16 protein-coding genes are annotated in these 17,147 nt (G+C 49.5%); 2 read left to right on the plus strand and 14 right to left on the minus strand.

Translation table 11 applies throughout. From position 1 onward, the window contains the following. Window position 1: 1 nt before the first annotated feature. The 11 genes from KHS78_RS01285 to ffh all read right to left on the minus strand — a co-directional run bounded on the left by KHS78_RS01285 (window position 2) and on the right by ffh (window position 13,071). Window positions 2-820, minus strand: a complete 819-nt coding sequence (locus KHS78_RS01285; protein WP_211824427.1) for an arylamine N-acetyltransferase family protein — start codon at window positions 818-820, stop codon at window positions 2-4. Window positions 821-971: 151 nt separating this feature from the next. Then, window positions 972-1,751 (minus strand): DsbC family protein, encoded by a 780-nt coding sequence (locus KHS78_RS01290; RefSeq protein ID WP_211824429.1) that lies wholly within the window; start codon window positions 1,749-1,751, stop codon window positions 972-974. 108 nt (window positions 1,752-1,859) lie between these two features. Continuing rightward, complete coding sequence (xerD, locus tag KHS78_RS01295) at window positions 1,860-2,747, minus strand: site-specific tyrosine recombinase XerD (protein WP_343216855.1); 888 nt, start codon at window positions 2,745-2,747, stop codon at window positions 1,860-1,862. Between the two features lie 330 nt (window positions 2,748-3,077). Next, window positions 3,078-3,431 (minus strand): 50S ribosomal protein L19, encoded by a 354-nt coding sequence (rplS, locus tag KHS78_RS01300; protein WP_211824431.1) that lies wholly within the window; start codon window positions 3,429-3,431, stop codon window positions 3,078-3,080. 41 nt (window positions 3,432-3,472) lie between these two features. After that, window positions 3,473-4,243, minus strand: a complete 771-nt coding sequence (trmD, locus tag KHS78_RS01305) for a tRNA (guanosine(37)-N1)-methyltransferase TrmD (RefSeq protein ID WP_211824433.1) — start codon at window positions 4,241-4,243, stop codon at window positions 3,473-3,475. A gap of 2 nt (window positions 4,244-4,245) precedes the next feature. After that, window positions 4,246-4,827: a ribosome maturation factor RimM gene (gene rimM / locus KHS78_RS01310; RefSeq protein WP_211824434.1), complete on the minus strand. Its 582-nt coding sequence runs from the start codon at window positions 4,825-4,827 to the stop codon at window positions 4,246-4,248. Then, window positions 4,827-5,063 carry a 30S ribosomal protein S16 gene (gene rpsP, locus KHS78_RS01315; protein ID WP_211824436.1) on the minus strand — a complete coding sequence of 79 codons (237 nt, stop codon included), beginning with the start codon at window positions 5,061-5,063 and terminating at the stop codon, window positions 4,827-4,829. Before rpsP ends, rimM begins: the two co-directional genes overlap by 1 nt. A 290-nt stretch (window positions 5,064-5,353) precedes the next feature. Continuing rightward, the gene (locus KHS78_RS01320; protein ID WP_211824438.1) at window positions 5,354-5,890 is read right to left on the minus strand and encodes a YadA C-terminal domain-containing protein; all 537 of its coding nucleotides are present in this window, start codon (window positions 5,888-5,890) and stop codon (window positions 5,354-5,356) included. 298 nt (window positions 5,891-6,188) lie between these two features. Then, entirely contained in the window at window positions 6,189-8,573 is a 2,385-nt protein-coding gene (locus tag KHS78_RS01325) for an LDL receptor domain-containing protein (protein ID WP_211824440.1), read from the minus strand. 630 nt (window positions 8,574-9,203) lie between these two features. Beyond that, the gene (locus tag KHS78_RS01330; protein ID WP_211824442.1) at window positions 9,204-11,021 is read right to left on the minus strand and encodes a hypothetical protein; all 1,818 of its coding nucleotides are present in this window, start codon (window positions 11,019-11,021) and stop codon (window positions 9,204-9,206) included. A gap of 640 nt (window positions 11,022-11,661) precedes the next feature. After that, window positions 11,662-13,071, minus strand: a complete 1,410-nt coding sequence (gene ffh, locus KHS78_RS01335; protein WP_211824444.1) for a signal recognition particle protein — start codon at window positions 13,069-13,071, stop codon at window positions 11,662-11,664. A 320-nt stretch (window positions 13,072-13,391) separates the two neighbouring features. Here ffh and KHS78_RS01340 point away from each other — a divergent pair, with 320 nt between their 5' ends. Continuing rightward, window positions 13,392-14,201, plus strand: a complete 810-nt coding sequence (locus KHS78_RS01340; RefSeq protein ID WP_211824446.1) for a cytochrome C assembly family protein — start codon at window positions 13,392-13,394, stop codon at window positions 14,199-14,201. A gap of 157 nt (window positions 14,202-14,358) precedes the next feature. Further along, a complete protein-coding gene (locus KHS78_RS01345; protein ID WP_211824448.1) occupies window positions 14,359-15,627 on the plus strand; it encodes an HlyC/CorC family transporter in 1,269 nt (422 codons plus the stop codon). Here the strand turns inward: KHS78_RS01345 and KHS78_RS01350 are convergent. From KHS78_RS01350 to KHS78_RS01360, 3 genes are read right to left on the minus strand one after another with little or no spacing between them, the layout of a single operon-like run. Continuing rightward, the gene (locus KHS78_RS01350; protein WP_211824450.1) at window positions 15,603-16,400 is read right to left on the minus strand and encodes an SGNH/GDSL hydrolase family protein; all 798 of its coding nucleotides are present in this window, start codon (window positions 16,398-16,400) and stop codon (window positions 15,603-15,605) included. The two genes, KHS78_RS01345 and KHS78_RS01350, sit on opposite strands and share 25 nt — an antisense overlap. Continuing rightward, on the minus strand, window positions 16,397-16,594 hold the full coding sequence (locus KHS78_RS01355) for a DUF1289 domain-containing protein (RefSeq protein ID WP_211824452.1): 198 nt from the start codon (window positions 16,592-16,594) through the stop codon (window positions 16,397-16,399). The genes KHS78_RS01350 and KHS78_RS01355 overlap by 4 nt, the downstream gene beginning before the upstream one ends. Further along, the gene (locus KHS78_RS01360) at window positions 16,591-17,127 is read right to left on the minus strand and encodes a gamma carbonic anhydrase family protein (RefSeq protein ID WP_211824454.1); all 537 of its coding nucleotides are present in this window, start codon (window positions 17,125-17,127) and stop codon (window positions 16,591-16,593) included. Before KHS78_RS01360 ends, KHS78_RS01355 begins: the two co-directional genes overlap by 4 nt. Between the last annotated feature and the right edge of the window lie 20 nt (window positions 17,128-17,147).

Genomic DNA, 17,147 nt, shown 5'->3' on the forward strand with positions numbered 1-17,147 from the left:
TCTACGACTCTTCAGCCATTGCCGTTCGACCGTCCGGCGCCAGCAAGGCTTCGACAGGCGTGCAACCCGGTAGTTCAATGCCGAATACTGAAGCCAGCACATCCAAATAATCGATTTTATCCACCTTACGATGTGAACAGTGCTGAGCCTGAAGATGGGTCAATGTGTCGGTATTCAGCAACAGGCGCCCCGTTCCGGCCGAGCGATAAACAATCGTTCTATTGCGATACGCTGACAGTGGGGAAGCCTGAGTCCACGCAACCCGCGAAAGAAACTGCCGAAAACAGCAAGCCTTTAGAGTAAAGCGATATTGAGGTACCCAACCGTCACCACCCGATCGCCTGAGCAGATGCCAGTCATCCCCGACGTTTCGCAAGCAAAACTCGCCCACAGGCTCAGCCTGAACGCGGCCATCCTCCAATGGCATGGGGTTATCAAAGACATCGCCATGCCCAACATCCAGCAACCAGAGCGGATCACCTTCAACCAACAAAATCAGGTGCTCATACTCAGGCCCGAACCCTCTCTCTCCATGCCAAAGCGAAGCTGATAAATAATGCAGCTTGAAACCCAGTTTGCGCAGCAACCAGGAAAATAACCGATTCAATTCATAGCAATAACCGCCCCGATGACGATAAACCACTTTCTCATAGATAGCAGCGATGCCCATTGAGAGCGGGATAGCCAGCCGAAGATCAATCGTTTCATAAGGAACATGATTCAGGTGCGCGACATGTAACGCCCTGAGGCATTCAGCGCTGCTGTCGATATTGCGGACGTATTCAATCCTGTCCAGATAACGCTGTACATCTGCAGTCATAACAGGTTTCAAGGATAGGGCAAAATAAGACTGATAATAGACGATACATGTTATTGATGGAGAGGCAGAAAAATCAGTATGACAGACATCCAAAAACAACAACGCCGTGATAAACACGGCGCATTGATCAAACCCTGAAAAACAGAGACAGTTACTTTTTAGTCACAGCCTGTTCAGGCATAAGCCCCATCATCTTGGCAATATCCTCAGCGGGGCGATAGCCAGGAATAGAGGTGCCATCTTCCAGGTAAATCGCCGGGGTACCACGAATCCCCATTTTCACACCCAGCTCGTACTGCTCATCAACCGGGTTGATGCAGGACTTCTCCGGAATGGAACCACCACTCTTGAGAATGTTCATGGCCTGCTTGGGATCATCAGAGCACCAGGCGGATACCATTTTCTTGTAAGCCGGTGAACGTTGCCCTCCGCGGGGAAAGGCGACATAACGCAACTCTATACCCAGGCTGTTCAACTCACCCACTTCGGTATGCAGTTTGCGGCAATAACCACAGTCCACATCGGTGAAGACGTAAACCACACCCTTAACCTCGCCTTCCGGCGAAAAGATAATCATGTTCTTTTTCGAGAGCCCCGCCAACTCCGCCTTGTTGGCCTTGGCCCTGACACCATTGGTCAGGTTATTGATCTCGCCATTTTCCAGCTTCAACAGGTCACCCTGGAAAAGGTATTGCCCATCAGCACTGGCGTAAAGCACATTATTGCCGGACAGAACCACTTCAAAAACGCCTTTCATCGGCGTTTCAGTCACGGATTCAATGGGAATCGTGGGGTCAATCGCTTTCAGACTGCTCCGGATGCTAACAGATGCCTTATCAGTAACGGATGCCTCAGCAGCCGCTTCCTTTGCATGACCTCCCGCGGAGACCAGCAAAAGCAGCGACGCAAGATAAATTGAAAAGAACCGCATAAGCATCCTCATTGAGTCAATAACAGATAGTTTAACCATAGTCCCAAACGGCATAGTGTACCGAGTCACACCCCAATTCACGACACCCAAAATGAACGATTCATACCATTATCCCCTCGGATGATGCTCAGCATGGAGCTGCTGCAGGCGATGCCTGGCCACATGGGTATAAATCTGTGTTGTGGATAGATCGCTATGCCCCAGAAGTAACTGGACAACACGCAAATCGGCTCCATGATTCAACAGGTGCGTCGCAAAAGCATGCCTCAATGTATGGGGTGACAGCGGCTTGTCGATACCGGCTTTCATGGCATATTTCTTGATACGATGCCAAAACGTCTGCCGGGTCATCGGCTTGCCCTTCCGCCCGGGAAAAAGGGTATCCGTCCGCACTTCGCCCAACAGCGCTTGACGGCCATCAGCCAGATACCGCTCCAACCAGTCGAGGGCATTTTCACCCAAGGGCACCAGCCGCTCCTTGCTCCCTTTACCCAGCACCCTGACCACGCCCTGTCGAACATTGATATTCCCCGTTCTCAGGGCAACCAGCTCCGAAACCCGCAAGCCACTGGCATACAGTAGCTCAAGCATCGTACGGTCCCGCAACTCCAACGGCCGCCCCACCGAGGGCGCCTGAAGCAACGCATCCACATCGGCCTCACTGAGCGACTGGGGCAACTGCCGACCCAGTTTGGGTGACTCAATCAAACAAACCGGATCTTCACTGATCAAGTCCAAGCGTAACAGATAGCGATAAAACCCTCGTATCGCTGACAACACCCTCGCCGTCGACCTTGCACTGTAAGCCTGCTCAACTCGCCAGCCCAGAAACTGCTGGAGCAATGAATGAGTCGCTTCCATCAACGTTTTTCCGTGCTGCTCCAACCACGCAGCAAGCTGATCCAGATCCCTTCGATAAGCTGACAAACTATTGTCCGACAGGCCCTTTTCCAGCCATAGACTCTCAAGAAACTGATCAATCAGAGTATTTGCCACAAAACAATCCAGTTAACAGACAATAGTTTTAGCGTATCAATCACTACACGCTTCAGACAACGGGAACACTATGAAGGTTCAACATTCAGCGCATACCGACAAACACCATAATCAAAATGGAAACACGCTTTCCGTAAACCCTTCCTCATTCAAGACGACTAACACAGTAAAAGATCACGACAATTTACTCCCTAGAAAAGCCTAATCAAGAAATGCTTGCCATGCTCCCTGACCACATCAATACCGAATTATCTATTTGACGCCATAAAAAAAGGGCAGCCTGTTGGCTGCCCTTTTTCCGCCGGAAAGCGAGAAATTAAACGGTCGGGATTAGTTAAGCTTTTCCTTGATGCGCGCAGCACGGCCGCTACGCTCACGCAGGTAGTACAGCTTGGCCTTGCGCACGTCACCGCGACGCTTGACCTGGATTTCTGCTACCAGCGGGCTGTAAGTCTGGAATACACGCTCAACGCCCACACCGTTGGAAATCTTGCGTACAGTGAAAGCAGAGTTCAGACCACGGTTACGCTTGGCGATAACCACACCTTCGAACGCCTGCAGACGCTCACGGGTGCCTTCCTTTACCTTGACCTGTACGATCACGGTGTCACCGGGACCGAATACAGGTACTGTTTTTTCCATTTGCTCAGCTTCAAGCTGGGCAATGATCTTGTTTTTGCTCATGTGCAAAATGCTCCCAAAGTCAGTCAATTACTGTCCGCAGATTACTCTGCCTCAGGACTGTCGTTTACCGCCGTCCGGCCGGACTCTGCGATAAATTCTGCCAGCAGTCGCTCTTCCTCCCGGTTCATCGCCCGCCCTTCAAGAAGGTCCGGTCGACGCAGCCAGGTACGTCCCAGCGACTGCTTCAGACGCCACTTGCGGATCCTTTCATGGTCACCGCTCAACAGCGTCTCAGGCACCTGGCGCTCCTCAAACACCTCAGGTCGGGTGTAGTGAGGGCAATCCAGCAGTCCTTCGGCAAAAGAATCCTCTTCAGCGGAATTCTTATGACCCAGGGTGCCCGGTACAAAGCGCGATATTGCATCAATCAGCGTCATGGCTGGCAGCTCACCGCCGCTCAGCACGTAGTCCCCCAGAGACCATTCTTCGTCGATCTCGGTTTCCACCAGACGCTCATCAATGCCTTCGTAGCGTCCTGCAACCAGTATCAGCCGCGATCGTGCGGCCAGCTCTTCCACGCCAGCCTGGTCGAGTTTACGACCCTGCGGCGACAGATAGATAACACGGGCTTCAGGACCTGCGGCAGCCTTGGCTGCCCGAATCGCATCACGCAGAGGTTGAATTTTCATCAACATGCCGGGACCACCGCCATAAGGCCGGTCATCCACTGTCCGATGCTTGTCGTGGGTGAAATCCCTGGGATTCCAGGTATTCACCTCGATCAGTCCTTGCTTCACCGCTCGCCCGGAGACACCGAAATCGGTAATCGCCCGGAACATATCGGGAAACAGGGTTACTACACCGAACCACATTTTTAAAAGTCCGGATCCCAGAGGACCCGCATAAACCCTTCTTCAAGGCTTATCTCTTTCACCACCTGCTCGAGCAGGTAAGGCACCATACGTTCCTGCTTATCGACACTGCCTTTGGCAGCACGCACCACGAGAACGTCGTTGGCGCCTGTCTCGATCAGATGGTCTACCTTGCCCAGGTTTACCTCATCGCCAGATTCGGTGAGGGCAAGCACTGTCAGACCTTCAAGCTGATGCCAGTAATAGTCACCAGCCTCCAGTTCCGGCAGCTCATCCCGGCTGACCAGAATATCCGCCCCGGTAAATGCCAGGGCTTTGTCCCGGTCATCGCAACCCGCGACATGGGCAACGATGCCCTTGCCGTGCTTGCGACCGCCGTCGATGCTAACGGCCTGGAGTCGGCCGTCCGGGTGCCGCAACAACCATTGCCGGTAGTTGAGGATATTCTCCATCGGATCGGCAAAGGAATAGACTTTCACCCAGCCCTTCACGCCGTATACCGAGGTGATACGCCCCATGGTCACACCCTGCTCAACCCCGAAGGACTGCCCAGACGGACGCACAGCTGCACCGGCAACGCTCATCAGGCAGCCTTGACCAGCTGCTGGACGCGGTCGCTCATCTGAGCACCCTGCGCCAGCCAGAAGTCAACGCGCTCACGATCGATACGTACGCGCTCTTCCTGACCACGGGCAACGGGGTTGAAGAAACCCACGCGCTCGATGAAACGGCCACCCTGTGCATTGCGGCTGTCAGCAACGGTCAGGTGGTAGAAGGGACGCTTTTTGGAGCCGCCCCGGGCAAGACGAATAGTTACCATGGAATCTGTCTTCCTGTAGTCTTTGCTTTCCGGCATTACGGGGATTTACCAGCACCCACAACAAATGGGGACACTGACTAAAACAGAACGCCTGTACTGCTGTACCGGACGCACAGAGACCCGAGCCTCTACCCGTAAAGGCGGTGTATTCTACGGGAAATCAAGGGAGATGCAAATCCTGACAAAGGCATATGAGCAAGACAATAATAGGGACTTTACCCAGGGAAAGCGCGTATTAATGCACAAACGGCAACGTAATACCGATCAAATAGAGAAACAGGAATAATCCGTTAGAACCCAAAACCAATCGCTGCAGATTTCACCGAGGTATTACCAGAGACGCCGTACCGGGCCTGCACCACCACTCCACCATCAAAATGCCTGGACAACCCCAGTGCCGTACCGTTATATCCATCAAAGCGCCCTACGCCGATAGCCACAAATGTCTTGTCTGGCATATATCCCGACGGCAGAGCCGCAAAAGCGGCGTTCACACTGATCGCTTTGGATTGACGATCAATCCGGCTCTTCATGCTATTCAAGGACAGCAATGCTGTTTGACCAGCCGCATTCTCACCTGATGACGATGAATACTGCTTCAGGGCCGCGCCGAGATTGAGATCAACATCTCTGGCATGCACCGTATACGTCTGCCCATCCCGGACATAGGTGTAAGCCCCTTCCGGCCACGAGGGCTTTAAATAAAGAATTTCATTATTCAGTGACACCCTGCGTAGATCCGGATACACCGAATCCAGGTGCACCTGCTGCATATTAATCGCTTCGCGATTCTCGTGAACCATTTGCTGAAATGTTGCCTGATCCATCCCTGTCACCGTAGCAAGCGTATGCGGCTCCAGTATAAATTCGCCGGGAGGACTGACTGAGTAAACGAAGGAAGCCCCAAAAAACAATGTAAAAGCCAATAAGGATTTCATACCCACCCCAAATGCGATTGGGAGACCACCAGAGGATAGCAAGGTATTGTTTTTAATCTACAGAGCAGTTGAAGAACCAGAAAACCTAAACCACGACGACTGCCCCAGCATAGGGGACGCCCCCTATAAATCAGCATTATCAAAAAAGACAGGACCATAAGGAACACTAAAAGCCTTATAGATCTATTTAGACTGTACTCACACTCACTGCCGCTACCTGTTCATATGGAGGAAGCGGCTCATCTGGGTCATGTATTTCACCTGCTGATGAAGCTGCCACGAATGCCGAAGCATATTCAGCAACATCCATACTGCCATTTGCATGTTCATCAGATTCCATCAACAGCTCTGAATCAGCACCCTCATCTGACCTTACAGAAGGACGATATGGCGCCACATCCATTTCCATCATTTCCATGGCCTCTGCATAAGTTGGGGGAGCCATCCCGTACACAAGCCCCAAACCAGACAGCGATACACTTTCGTGCAATGAATCATGCTGACCTAAAGCGGCTGCAGCTTCTATGTGTGCTGAGTTACTACTGGCCACCTCGTCTCCTGATTGTTGCGACTGCTCCCCTTCCCGCCGACAGCAGGTGGCAAAATACCTGATAATCCCAAATGTTTGTCTCGCAGATTGCGACAATAGGGCGCAGGGGCGTATATCAGCATCATCTCGCCTAATCACAACTGCACGCCAGATACAGGTGACGCCGATCAGGAACACAATAAAACCGGAAATTCCACCAAAAACCTTAGCAGGAATATTCCACCGAACCCACTTACCTTTGAGTGTTGGTTTTAAGGGGACTAATACAGGTTTCGGTGTCAACGTATAAACCGGTGCCATTGGCGTCGTCACTAAAGGCATTTCAACAGCTTCACAATGATGACTGCAAACACCCGTTACATTACAGTATGACTTCAGTGCTTTTTCAGTACAGGTTTGATTATTAATATCCCATTCATCAGAACCATCCGTGCAATCTGGCTTACCATCACCAAACCAGCTTCTAAGAAAACAGGCACGCTTGCCTTCCTTATACGCCACCTCACTATTATTGCAACGAAGTGGCCAATAGAATGTAAAATAACCAAAATCAGTTATCCGTCCCGAACATAATTCTGGATTATTTTGCCACCAGTTACATAAACGCTTGCCTGATCCGACCCCCTCCATAGTGACGCCAGATCGACCTGTGTAATGCTTAACATCAAAGATAGAGTTCCACTCAGGACAATCCACCCCTTCCACATCTAGCCTTGGCGTCCAGTAACGGTACTCATAATCACTGCCGGCTTCCTGTTGATTAAGGCAAGCCACTTCTTGAACAGAATAAAACGTATTTTGAGGACAAAGATCAGGACTACGATATTTTTCATCCCATCCATTAAAACAATCAGGTTTACCATCAAGAATCATTTCTTCATAAATGCAACGCCTATTAGGGTATAAAGTCCGATCGTCAACATAATATGATGACCATCTCCATTGACCATCGCGATAACCCTCATCTTGCCAACTATATTCGCTCATATTCTTCCCTGCATCTGGCCCACAAGCTATCGGCATCAACCCCTGACCGTGACACAACCCAACATCCTCATCCAAGCCATCGGGACATTGCTCAATACCATCACCCACTTGATATCGAGAAAAATGGATGTCACCTGTATGGCATCTCAGTGTTTTCCTGTTTCTCAGCTCTTCAAGCGAAGGCTTGTGTTCAACCTCAACAAAAGGGTGATGCGTATTTTCTTCCGCACTCACGCTGGCAAGAGGTATTTCTGTTGAACGCAATGGTAACGATGTAGACGCCAAACCAACAGCTGTCTCATTCTCTTGACGGTAAGGCGCTGCAATAGAAACAGACAGAGAAGACAAACCCAAAAACAGTAAAAAACTTTTTTCCAGGCTAAAAGAAACTTTCGAGCATTGATTGCTATCAAAACATTTTAGTTTACCCTTATTTCCACCCTCCTCACCATCAAGCATACAAAAGTCAAAACAGGTCAAATTAGGAGCTGTTTCACGTAAATACCTATAAAGACACTTAATTTCTACACGTGTAAGTATGAGAGCATTTTTAGACGGATCATACCGCTTAAAAATAGCTTCAATTTCATCAGGGAAAGACCTCAAAGAATCAAAAACACCCCCATCACCAGAGAGCATGTCGGCACCGTCATCTTCAGCTGAAATAAAATCAGGCACCTCATAACCAGAAAAGTCGCATGCATCAAAAGGCTTGAGCGTTTTTAATGCGAATAATGCTTCCTCTCTGGTTTGCAGTCCCAATATATCTTTTACTTTCTTCTTTGCAACTTCATCTCTTAACTGCTCAATGAAATCTTGCATAGAAAGCGGTTTGCTTTGTACTTTTTCAATTGCCCGCCCCATTAAAGAACAGCATTGATCAACAACATTACTCGTGATTCGACCAACAAAGCGCCCTATATCAGCAGAACAAATAGCAGATACTTTTCTTTGACCTTTACCCACAGCACTTACAAATGCATTAAGAACGCGACTCGAGCCACTCAATTTACAATAAAAAAAACTAACATCCATACCACCACCAAAACAATTACAACACTGCCAATACTAACCAGATACAACAAGCCCCACTATTGCAAAGAAAGCTCCATAAACTCTAGACACCACATTAATACAATTTAGCCAGCACATTTAAGCTGAACACACTTAACATTCATTAATTAAAAAATTCCACCTAAAAATAAAACCACCTAAATTCTACCAACCCCAAAACAATAACCCTTCTCAATATTCATAAAAACCAGAAGATTCAATTAAATAAGCAGCAGAATATCTTATAAAAAAGGCACCTTAGCCATAACCATCATAGAGCTGCACATAAAAAACAGAATCAAAACTATTCTTATGAGATATTAAAGATAAAAAACATCCTGATTACCATCATTCATCAGCCACTGTAGAAACGAATGCTCTAAAAGCCTTGATGGACTGGCGATAAGAGCAGCTGATTAATTTTTTAGGTATCAGTGCAGAAGATACTTCTGCGCCACCTATCCCGCGTAGAATCTGGAAGTCTCGCAAAAGAACTGAAGAATGGTGGTAATCAGGAAAAACATAGCACCTCTTGCATTAAACCAGAAACCCTAACCACTGCATTATCAAAACCAAAACCAAAAATGAAAATGAAAATGAAAATGAAATCCATCATGGCATTTCGTTAAAAATGACATTCATAGACGCACGCTGCTCGCTATCACTACTATCTTTATCTTCTATTATTACGAGATCTGAGACTGACTCATCTGATATTGATTCTTCTGGAACAGCTAATGGAGCTAAATGCGTAGACTCCGGCGCTTTCATGTGGCTTTTACCAAAGCGCCTACTTAAAGGATTACATGGCCTAATCCAATCAGCCACCAGGTTCAAAAAGATAAATAAAGGCGTGAAAGACAAAATGAATGATATCAAAAACGATCCATTTGCAACAACATATCCCGCCCCCTCAATTGACGGCAGCTTAACATTAAGTCCTTTTATACTACATTCTTTTAAACGCTGAAAAATTTCCAAATGCTCAATATTTGCCAGCGCCATCCCACGAAAGCATAAACCTATAGGTATAGCTAAACCTGCTGCAATAAGCTTTCCTACAATCCGTTCGACAAAGATGACTCTTAGCTCATCTCTACACGAATGATCACACAAGGCTACATAGACATTACCAAGTTTCTTTAAAATATCCTTTGCTAATAAAGTAACAATTGATCTTGACAAAAGCGCTGCAGAAACCGCCCCAGCATATCCGATGGCATTATAAATGCCATTCCAAACTACATGCATCTCTTCGGCATAATGATAACAACTAAATGCCTGACCAGTAACATTTACAGCTGTGTAATTGTAAGAAAGACTTAAATGCGATGTAAATGCTCTCGCAGAAAAAAACTCCGCCGTGTACGCATATATAACAAAACATAAACCAATAGAAACTACAGCATCGATACCTGCCAAGGCCTTTGACCGTGCTTCAGAACAATCAAGAATTTTTTTAACATCATCCCCTATTAATACCGCAGCATCAACCTTTTCATCAACAATATACGTTAAGACTTTAACAACATGAGACTGAAACCTTCGATCTCCATCAAGAAGAGCAACTTTTTTGGCAATACGATCTACTTCATTTTCAACAACTGCCAAAAGGTCATCATCAGTTTCACCAATAGTACTGTAGATTATTTTAACCACTCGAAGAACATCATCGAAATATTCACCCGGAATCCCTTTACAAAGGATTTGCAAGTCATAATTAAGTGAATAGAGCAAATCTTTCGCCAATAGATTATAGGTGACTGTTTCAACAAGAATATTAACCAATGCACAGAGAGCAGAAACAACAACGCTGCCTATCCTAGGAGCAAGTCCGAAAAAAGTTAACGCGCCATCAGGTAATGTGCCATAGGCAGAAGGTATTACTGTACTGGACTGTTTAAGGATGCATAAAATTTTACCCGATACTGTCTTTTGCTTAAAATCCTCCCTTTGGTCTAAAGCATACATTATCTGATAAACAAAACTGGAACCATGTAATATAGCAGTACCCATTATGCTAAAAACTAGCATCCGTTCTTGCTGCTCGGATGGTGATGAGCTAGACATACCAAATATATTTAATGCGCCAGCTAGCCCACCGACCAAAAACAACGTGAAATAAACCGCTCTAGCTTTTATTGAAATTCGACTAGGTGAGATGGAATAAATATGATGAATTGCTGCATCGATCACTCTTACGTGGCAACCTAAATCTGCCGTATTCTTAATTGTGCGAAGCGCTTGTGTTTTTTTATTATCTATAGCACTATTGAGCCGTTGCATGGAGCCTATTAGCTCAACATCCTCAACAGAAGTAACAGAAATCTTGCTACGCCTCACACTCACTACATCAGACTTTGACTCAGGAAAATCTTCTACAACTGGCAATACGTTTCTGCATGGCGCCCTACTAATCCCTATATCCATAAATTTATTAATCTTAAATACAATTTGCGTTTCTAACCAAAAACCATAAATAGAAGAAATACAATATATAAGACTAAATCGATAATATTGATAACAAAGCAGTTAGACGAACAATGAACCTAAAAGCCGAGCCACATTAATACAATAAGTGCAATAGACTGAAAATAGAGAAGTATGACAGCTGTCAGAAGATTTCTAAGCTGTCACACTCTGAAATGGGTTCCTGGAATGAGAACTCAAACCAAACACTACCAGAAAATGGCTCAGTACCAACTGATACCTGCTTCAGGTGCTGCTGAAATGCGGACTGCCCAATACAAGCTATTGCTGAAGCTCTTGCTGTTAATCTGAGGCAATAGTTATGGATATTTCCCTAAGAGCGTTAAATCACTCTTTGAGGTGCCCAGTGACTACCAAGAAAAACGGAAATATCATTCGCCAGAATTCAAAGCCGAAGCCCTGAAGCTGGCCGAGAAAATCTGTATTCCGTCAGCAGTCCGGTGAGAGCCATCCACGAGTGATGCCCCTTCAACTCATAATCAACCAGAAAACTACCTGTTACCCATAACAACAGAGGGGAAGCCCACAGGCTTCCCCTCCATACAAAACACCCTCTGTAATCCGGCGTTAAACACCACTGTCAGAACGGAAACTTGCCACCACCACCGGGAGGCATCATACCGGCAGGCATCTGCCCCTTCAGACCACCCAGGCCGCGCATCATCTTCGCCATGCCGCCCTTGCCACTCATCTTCTTCATCATCTTGCTCATCTGCTTATGCTGCTTGATGAGACGGTTGATATCCTGAATCTGGGTACCGGAACCGGAGGCAATCCGCTTCTTGCGGGAGCCGTTGAGGAGATCGGGGTTACGACGCTCCTTCGGCGTCATGGAGTTAATAATGGCTTCCATCTGGGAAAACATCTTGTCTCCCACCTGGGATTGCTGCCCCATTTGTGCCATGCCGCCCATTCCCCCCATACCCGGCAGCTTGTCCATCATGCCGGCAATGCCGCCCATGTTTTTCATCTGCTGCAGCTGGTCCTTGAAGTCTTCAAGGTCAAAGCCCTTGCCCTTCTTGAGCTTGGTGACCAGCCGGTCGGCCTTTTTCTTGTCGAGCTTCTGCTCCGCTTCCTCGATCAGGGAGAGCACGTCACCCATGCCGAGGATACGGGAAGCAATCCGGTCAGGATGGAACGGCTCCAGGGCATCGGTCTTCTCACCCATACCGAGGAACTTGATCGGCTTGCCGGTGATATGACGTACTGACAACGCTGCACCACCACGGGCATCACCATCAGCCTTGGCCAGGATCACACCGGTCAGCGGCAGCGCATCATTGAACGCCTTGGCCGTATTCGCGGCATCCTGACCGGTCATGGCGTCAACCACAAACAATGTCTCAATCGGGTTGATCGCCTGGTTCAGCGCCTTGATCTCCCCCATCATCTCATCATCAATATGGAGACGACCGGCGGTATCGACAATCAACACATCTTTCTGACGCAGACGTGCTTCATTGATCGCCGCATTGGCGATATCCACGGGCTTCTGCTCGATGGATGACGGGAAGAAATCAATACCCACTTCACCGGCAAGGGTTTCCAGCTGCTTGATGGCGGCCGGACGGTATACGTCGGCACTGACCACCATGACCGACTTCTTCTTCCGCTCCTTCAGCCACTTACCCAGCTTCGCCACAGACGTGGTTTTACCCGCGCCCTGCAGACCTGCCATCAGGATCACCGCCGGCGGCTGGCAGGCGAGGTTCAACTCGTCGTTGGCCGCACCCATCACATCAACCAGTTCGGCGTTGACGATCTTGACGAACATCTGCCCCGGATTCAGGCTCTGGCTCACTTCCTGACCGACCGCACGCTCACGGACCCGGTTGACAAAATCCTTCACCACCGGCAGCGCGACATCCGCTTCCAGCAGGGCCATGCGCACTTCACGCAGGGTATCCTTGATATTGTCTTCGGTCAGTTTTGCTTTGCCTGTCACATCGCGCAGCGTTTGCGACAGACGATCAGAAAGATTCTCAAACATCCAGCGATCCTTGGTTCTCGCACACCATTAACGGTTATTTGATCGATTATAACGCAGCAATGCAGCCGGCATCACCACCTCTATCCCGTGTTTTTCCCAAATACCGTGCATAAAAATGGAATAACCGGGCAACGACATGAGTTACCCACAACTTCTGTGGACAACTTTGTGGGTTTCCTCGGGACGATTCCCCGAAAAAGCGTCCCCTCCGATCTCGGCAGCAAAATGACCATTTTATGAACACACCGTCACCGCATGCACAATCGAACCCTTCACGGCGACGACCGCTTATGCGAAACTCTGCGGGTTCAGACAGGTTTATGGAAGCAATGAACATCGCCATCTCCAGCATTCTGGCCATCGCCTTTTATGTCAGCGGCACCCTTTGCCAATGGGGGCGTCTTCGAGGACGCGACATTCATCGCCCACTGGTACAGACACTGGTCTTCGCCGGTGCGCTGGCGCAGACATTAAGCATTTACCTGATTATTCACACCCCGAATGGCGTCAACCTGAATTTTTATACGGTAGGCTCACTGAGCAGCTGGATGATCATATTGATCATTCTTGCCAGCAGCCTGCGTAAGCCCGTGGAAAACCTGCTGATCGGTCTGCTGCCAATTGCCATCGCTGCTGTCGGCTGCTCGCTCCTGCTCAGCGGACCGGAAGATATCATCCCTTCCACCCAGCCGGGCATGCTCCTCCATATCATCATCTCCATCCTCTCCTACAGCACCCTGACCGTGGCTGCGTTTCAGGCCGTGCTACTGGCCTGGCAGGAAAGCAGGATCAAGCACCACCATCCGGCCAGCCTGATCAAAGCCTTTCCCCCCATGCAGACCATGGAAAAATTGTTGTTTGAATTTCTCTGGGCAGGGCTGATTCTGCTGACCCTCTCACTGACAACCGGCTTTATCTATCTGAATGACATGTTCGCACAGCATGTTGCTCACAAGACCGTCTTGTCAGTTCTCGCCTGGTGTATTTTCGGTACCCTTCTGACTGGACGGCACATCCTGGGATGGCGCGGACAAACCGCCATCCGCTGGACACTCGCCGGCTTCGCCTGCCTGATGCTGGCTTATTTCGGCAGCAAGTTCATGCTGGATATGATTATCAACCGTGGCTAAAATCGCAGGTATAAATACAAAATCCACCAGGATGGTTATGATCCAATTGGCCAACAGTAATGAACCGCCTCCGTGCCAAGACGGTATCCGTCCGGCACATCACCGGCTGCGTGCCCGCATGATTTCCCCGACCGCATCGACAGAGGTATAGATTCCCTTGAACGAAGCACCGCTAAGCCTCCTGCTGGGAGCGCTTGTTGTACTTCTCCTGCTTTCCGCGTTTTTTTCCAGCTCAGAAACAGGGATGATGGCGCTGAACCGCTACCGGTTACGCCATAAGGCCAGAAGTGGCAACCGTGCCGCCAAACGCACCAGTGAACTTCTGGATAGAACCGATCGTCTGATCGGCGTTATCCTGATCGGCAACAATTTTGTCAACATACTGGCCTCTGCCATCGCCACGATTATTGCTGTCAGGATGTGGGGCGACGCTGGTATTGCCATCGCCACCTTTACCCTGACCTTGGTTGTCCTGGTATTTGGCGAAGTCACACCGAAAACCCTGGCCGCCCTGCACCCGGAAAAGGTCGCGTTTCCCGCATCACTGATTCTCAAGCCGCTGCTTAAGCTGTTCTACCCGCTAGTACTGGTCGTTAACGGGATTTCCAATGTTCTGCTGCGCTGCTTGGGTGTTGATACATCCAAAGGCGGTACGGATCAGCTGAGCCAGGAAGAACTCCGCACCGTGGTTCACGAAGCTGGGGGACTGATTCCCGGCACACGCCGAGGGATGCTACTGGGCATTCTGGATCTGGAAAAAGTCAGCGTCGATGACATCATGATCCCCCGCAACGAAGTGGTGGGTATTGATATCGAAGATGCTATCGATGAAATACTGGAACAACTACGAACCGCCCAGCACACCCGGCTGCCGATCTACAAAGGTGATATCAACAATATCATCGGCATACTGCACATGCGTAAAGTGGCCCGCCTGCTGAGTCTGGACGAAGTCAATCGTGCCGCCCTGCTGAATGAGACCCGCGACGCCTATTTTGTCCCGGAAGGCACACCGCTCCACACCCAGCTGTTCAATTTCCAGAAAGAAAAACGCCGAACCGCCATCGTGGTGGATGAGTACGGCGATGTCATGGGACTGGTTACACTGGAAGATATTCTTGAAGAGATTGTCGGCGAATTCACGACTGATGTCGCCAGCAACAACCGCGACATCACCCCTCAGCCCGATGGCTCCTTCATTATTGATGGCACCGCGACCATTCGGGATATCAACAAGGCACTTGAGTGGCATCTTCCCGTAGACGGCCCAAAAACATTGAACGGCCTGGTGACCGAGCACCTCGAAGAAATTCCCGACACATCGGTCTGTATCACCATCAGCGGCCGTTATCGCATGGAAATCCTGCAAATCCGGGATAACCGGGTACGCTCCGTACGCGTTTATCCCCCTATCGCGTCATCCTGAAACCCACACGTTTCCACGAGGCCCGCCGCATGAATCTGGCGGGCCAACTGCTCTCCCCACAATCGATACCCTTTCTCTGACGGATGATACCCATCAGAAGCCAGGTAATCGGGCTGAAAACGAAAAACAGTATCCATATGAAAGACTTGGGGATGGGCATCGGCTACATCTTGCAATACCTTGTCCAGCAGTCGTGCCCGTGCACCCAATACCGTCGACAACGGTTGCGGCAAGGCAGAAAACAGATGTACTGGAGGAATAGCGGCAAAGACAACCGGGCAATCAGTGACTGAACGAATATCTGCCAGCAAGCGAACAATCTGATGACGCCAGGCTCTCAGGCTAGTGAGACCCGTTGTATCATTGACACCGAGCGCGATTACCACCAGATTGGCAGCGGCATTTTTCTGAGCCCGCCGAAATGAGACCAACAGTTCAGAGGCTATATCCGCACATTTCAGTCCATTTTTTCCCAGCGCCTGCCAATGTACCCTGTCGCCGCTCTCGATCGATAATGCATTCGCCAACTGCCCAGCCAGGGCGTTACGCATTACATCAACCCCGACACCGGCAATGGTTGACTCACCCAGCAGATAGAGATTCCTGACAATGCCCCCGCTACCTGAGCTACCCCGCCACTCTCCACGAGCCTCCGGCAGGCGGGGCGTCTTTCGCCTGACCCATCGCCCCTGTACGGCAAGCACAGGCAAACCGGCAAGCCCCATCCACCAGAACAACCGGTGTCTCCAGACAGATCGACGAACCACGTTCATGACTGCCCCATGCTTCCTGAGAAAATTCTTTCCCGCGCGCGCGTCAGCACATCAAGCTTCTGCTCTCGGGTGAGTTCAGGCCAATCACGAATCTCCCGGATGTGACGACCACAGCCAGTGCATATTTCCATTGCATCCAGCTTGCATACGGCAACGCAGGGAGAGCTAACCAGGTAATCCCGCAGTTTCATCATGAGGAAAAACGCTCATCAACCACCAGTTGTCGTTGATAGCGTTGAAAGTTCTGGACGTAATGGGCACTGGAGAGCTCCAGCATTTTCTTCTGAGGATCGGTGACCGTCTTGATGACCCGGCCAGGCGACCCCATGACAACAGAATAATCGGGGATGACCTTGCCTTCCGGAATCAGGGCATTGGCACCAATGACGCAATATTTGCCAATCGTTGCACCATTAAGGATCACAGCGTTGATCCCCACCAGGGTATGTTCCCCGACCTCACAACCATGCAGCATTGCCTTGTGGCCAACCGTTACCCCCCGACCTATCGTCAGCGGGAAACCGGGATCCGTATGCAGAACAGCACCATCCTGAACATTGCTGTTCTCACCTACCGTAATCAGCTCGTTATCCCCACGCACAACGACGTTGAACCAGATGCTGGCGTTATTTTCCAGCGCCACCGCACCAATGACACTGGCGCTGTTGGCCACAAACCAGTCATCACCACGTACATCCAGACAGCGGTCACCCAGGCGATAAATCATGCAGGAAGCCTCTCCCTTAG

The organism is Kistimonas asteriae (genome assembly GCF_018263925.1).
Classification (GTDB): domain Bacteria; phylum Pseudomonadota; class Gammaproteobacteria; order Pseudomonadales; family Endozoicomonadaceae; genus Kistimonas; species Kistimonas asteriae.

Bases quoted from the DNA above. Each gene is read 5' to 3' on its own strand.
- KHS78_RS01285 (WP_211824427.1), bottom strand. From the start codon at position 820: ATGACTGCAGATGTACAGCGTTATCTGGACAGGATTGAATACGTCCGC.
- KHS78_RS01290 (WP_211824429.1), bottom strand. From the start codon at position 1,751: ATGCGGTTCTTTTCAATTTATCTTGCGTCGCTGCTTTTGCTGGTCTCC.
- rplS (WP_211824431.1), bottom strand. From the start codon at position 3,431: ATGAGCAAAAACAAGATCATTGCCCAGCTTGAAGCTGAGCAAATGGAA.
- trmD (WP_211824433.1), bottom strand. From the start codon at position 4,243: ATGTGGTTCGGTGTAGTAACCCTGTTTCCCGATATGTTCCGGGCGATT.
- rimM (WP_211824434.1), bottom strand. From the start codon at position 4,827: ATGAGCGTTGCCGGTGCAGCTGTGCGTCCGTCTGGGCAGTCCTTCGGG.
- rpsP (WP_211824436.1), bottom strand. From the start codon at position 5,063: ATGGTAACTATTCGTCTTGCCCGGGGCGGCTCCAAAAAGCGTCCCTTC.
- KHS78_RS01320 (WP_211824438.1), bottom strand. From the start codon at position 5,890: ATGGATCAGGCAACATTTCAGCAAATGGTTCACGAGAATCGCGAAGCG.
- KHS78_RS01325 (WP_211824440.1), bottom strand. From the start codon at position 8,573: ATGGATGTTAGTTTTTTTTATTGTAAATTGAGTGGCTCGAGTCGCGTT.
- KHS78_RS01330 (WP_211824442.1), bottom strand. From the start codon at position 11,021: ATGGATATAGGGATTAGTAGGGCGCCATGCAGAAACGTATTGCCAGTT.
- ffh (WP_211824444.1), bottom strand. From the start codon at position 13,071: ATGTTTGAGAATCTTTCTGATCGTCTGTCGCAAACGCTGCGCGATGTG.
- KHS78_RS01340 (WP_211824446.1), top strand. From the start codon at position 13,392: ATGGAAGCAATGAACATCGCCATCTCCAGCATTCTGGCCATCGCCTTT.
- KHS78_RS01350 (WP_211824450.1), bottom strand. From the start codon at position 16,400: ATGAACGTGGTTCGTCGATCTGTCTGGAGACACCGGTTGTTCTGGTGG.
- KHS78_RS01355 (WP_211824452.1), bottom strand. From the start codon at position 16,594: ATGATGAAACTGCGGGATTACCTGGTTAGCTCTCCCTGCGTTGCCGTA.
- KHS78_RS01360 (WP_211824454.1), bottom strand. From the start codon at position 17,127: ATGATTTATCGCCTGGGTGACCGCTGTCTGGATGTACGTGGTGATGAC.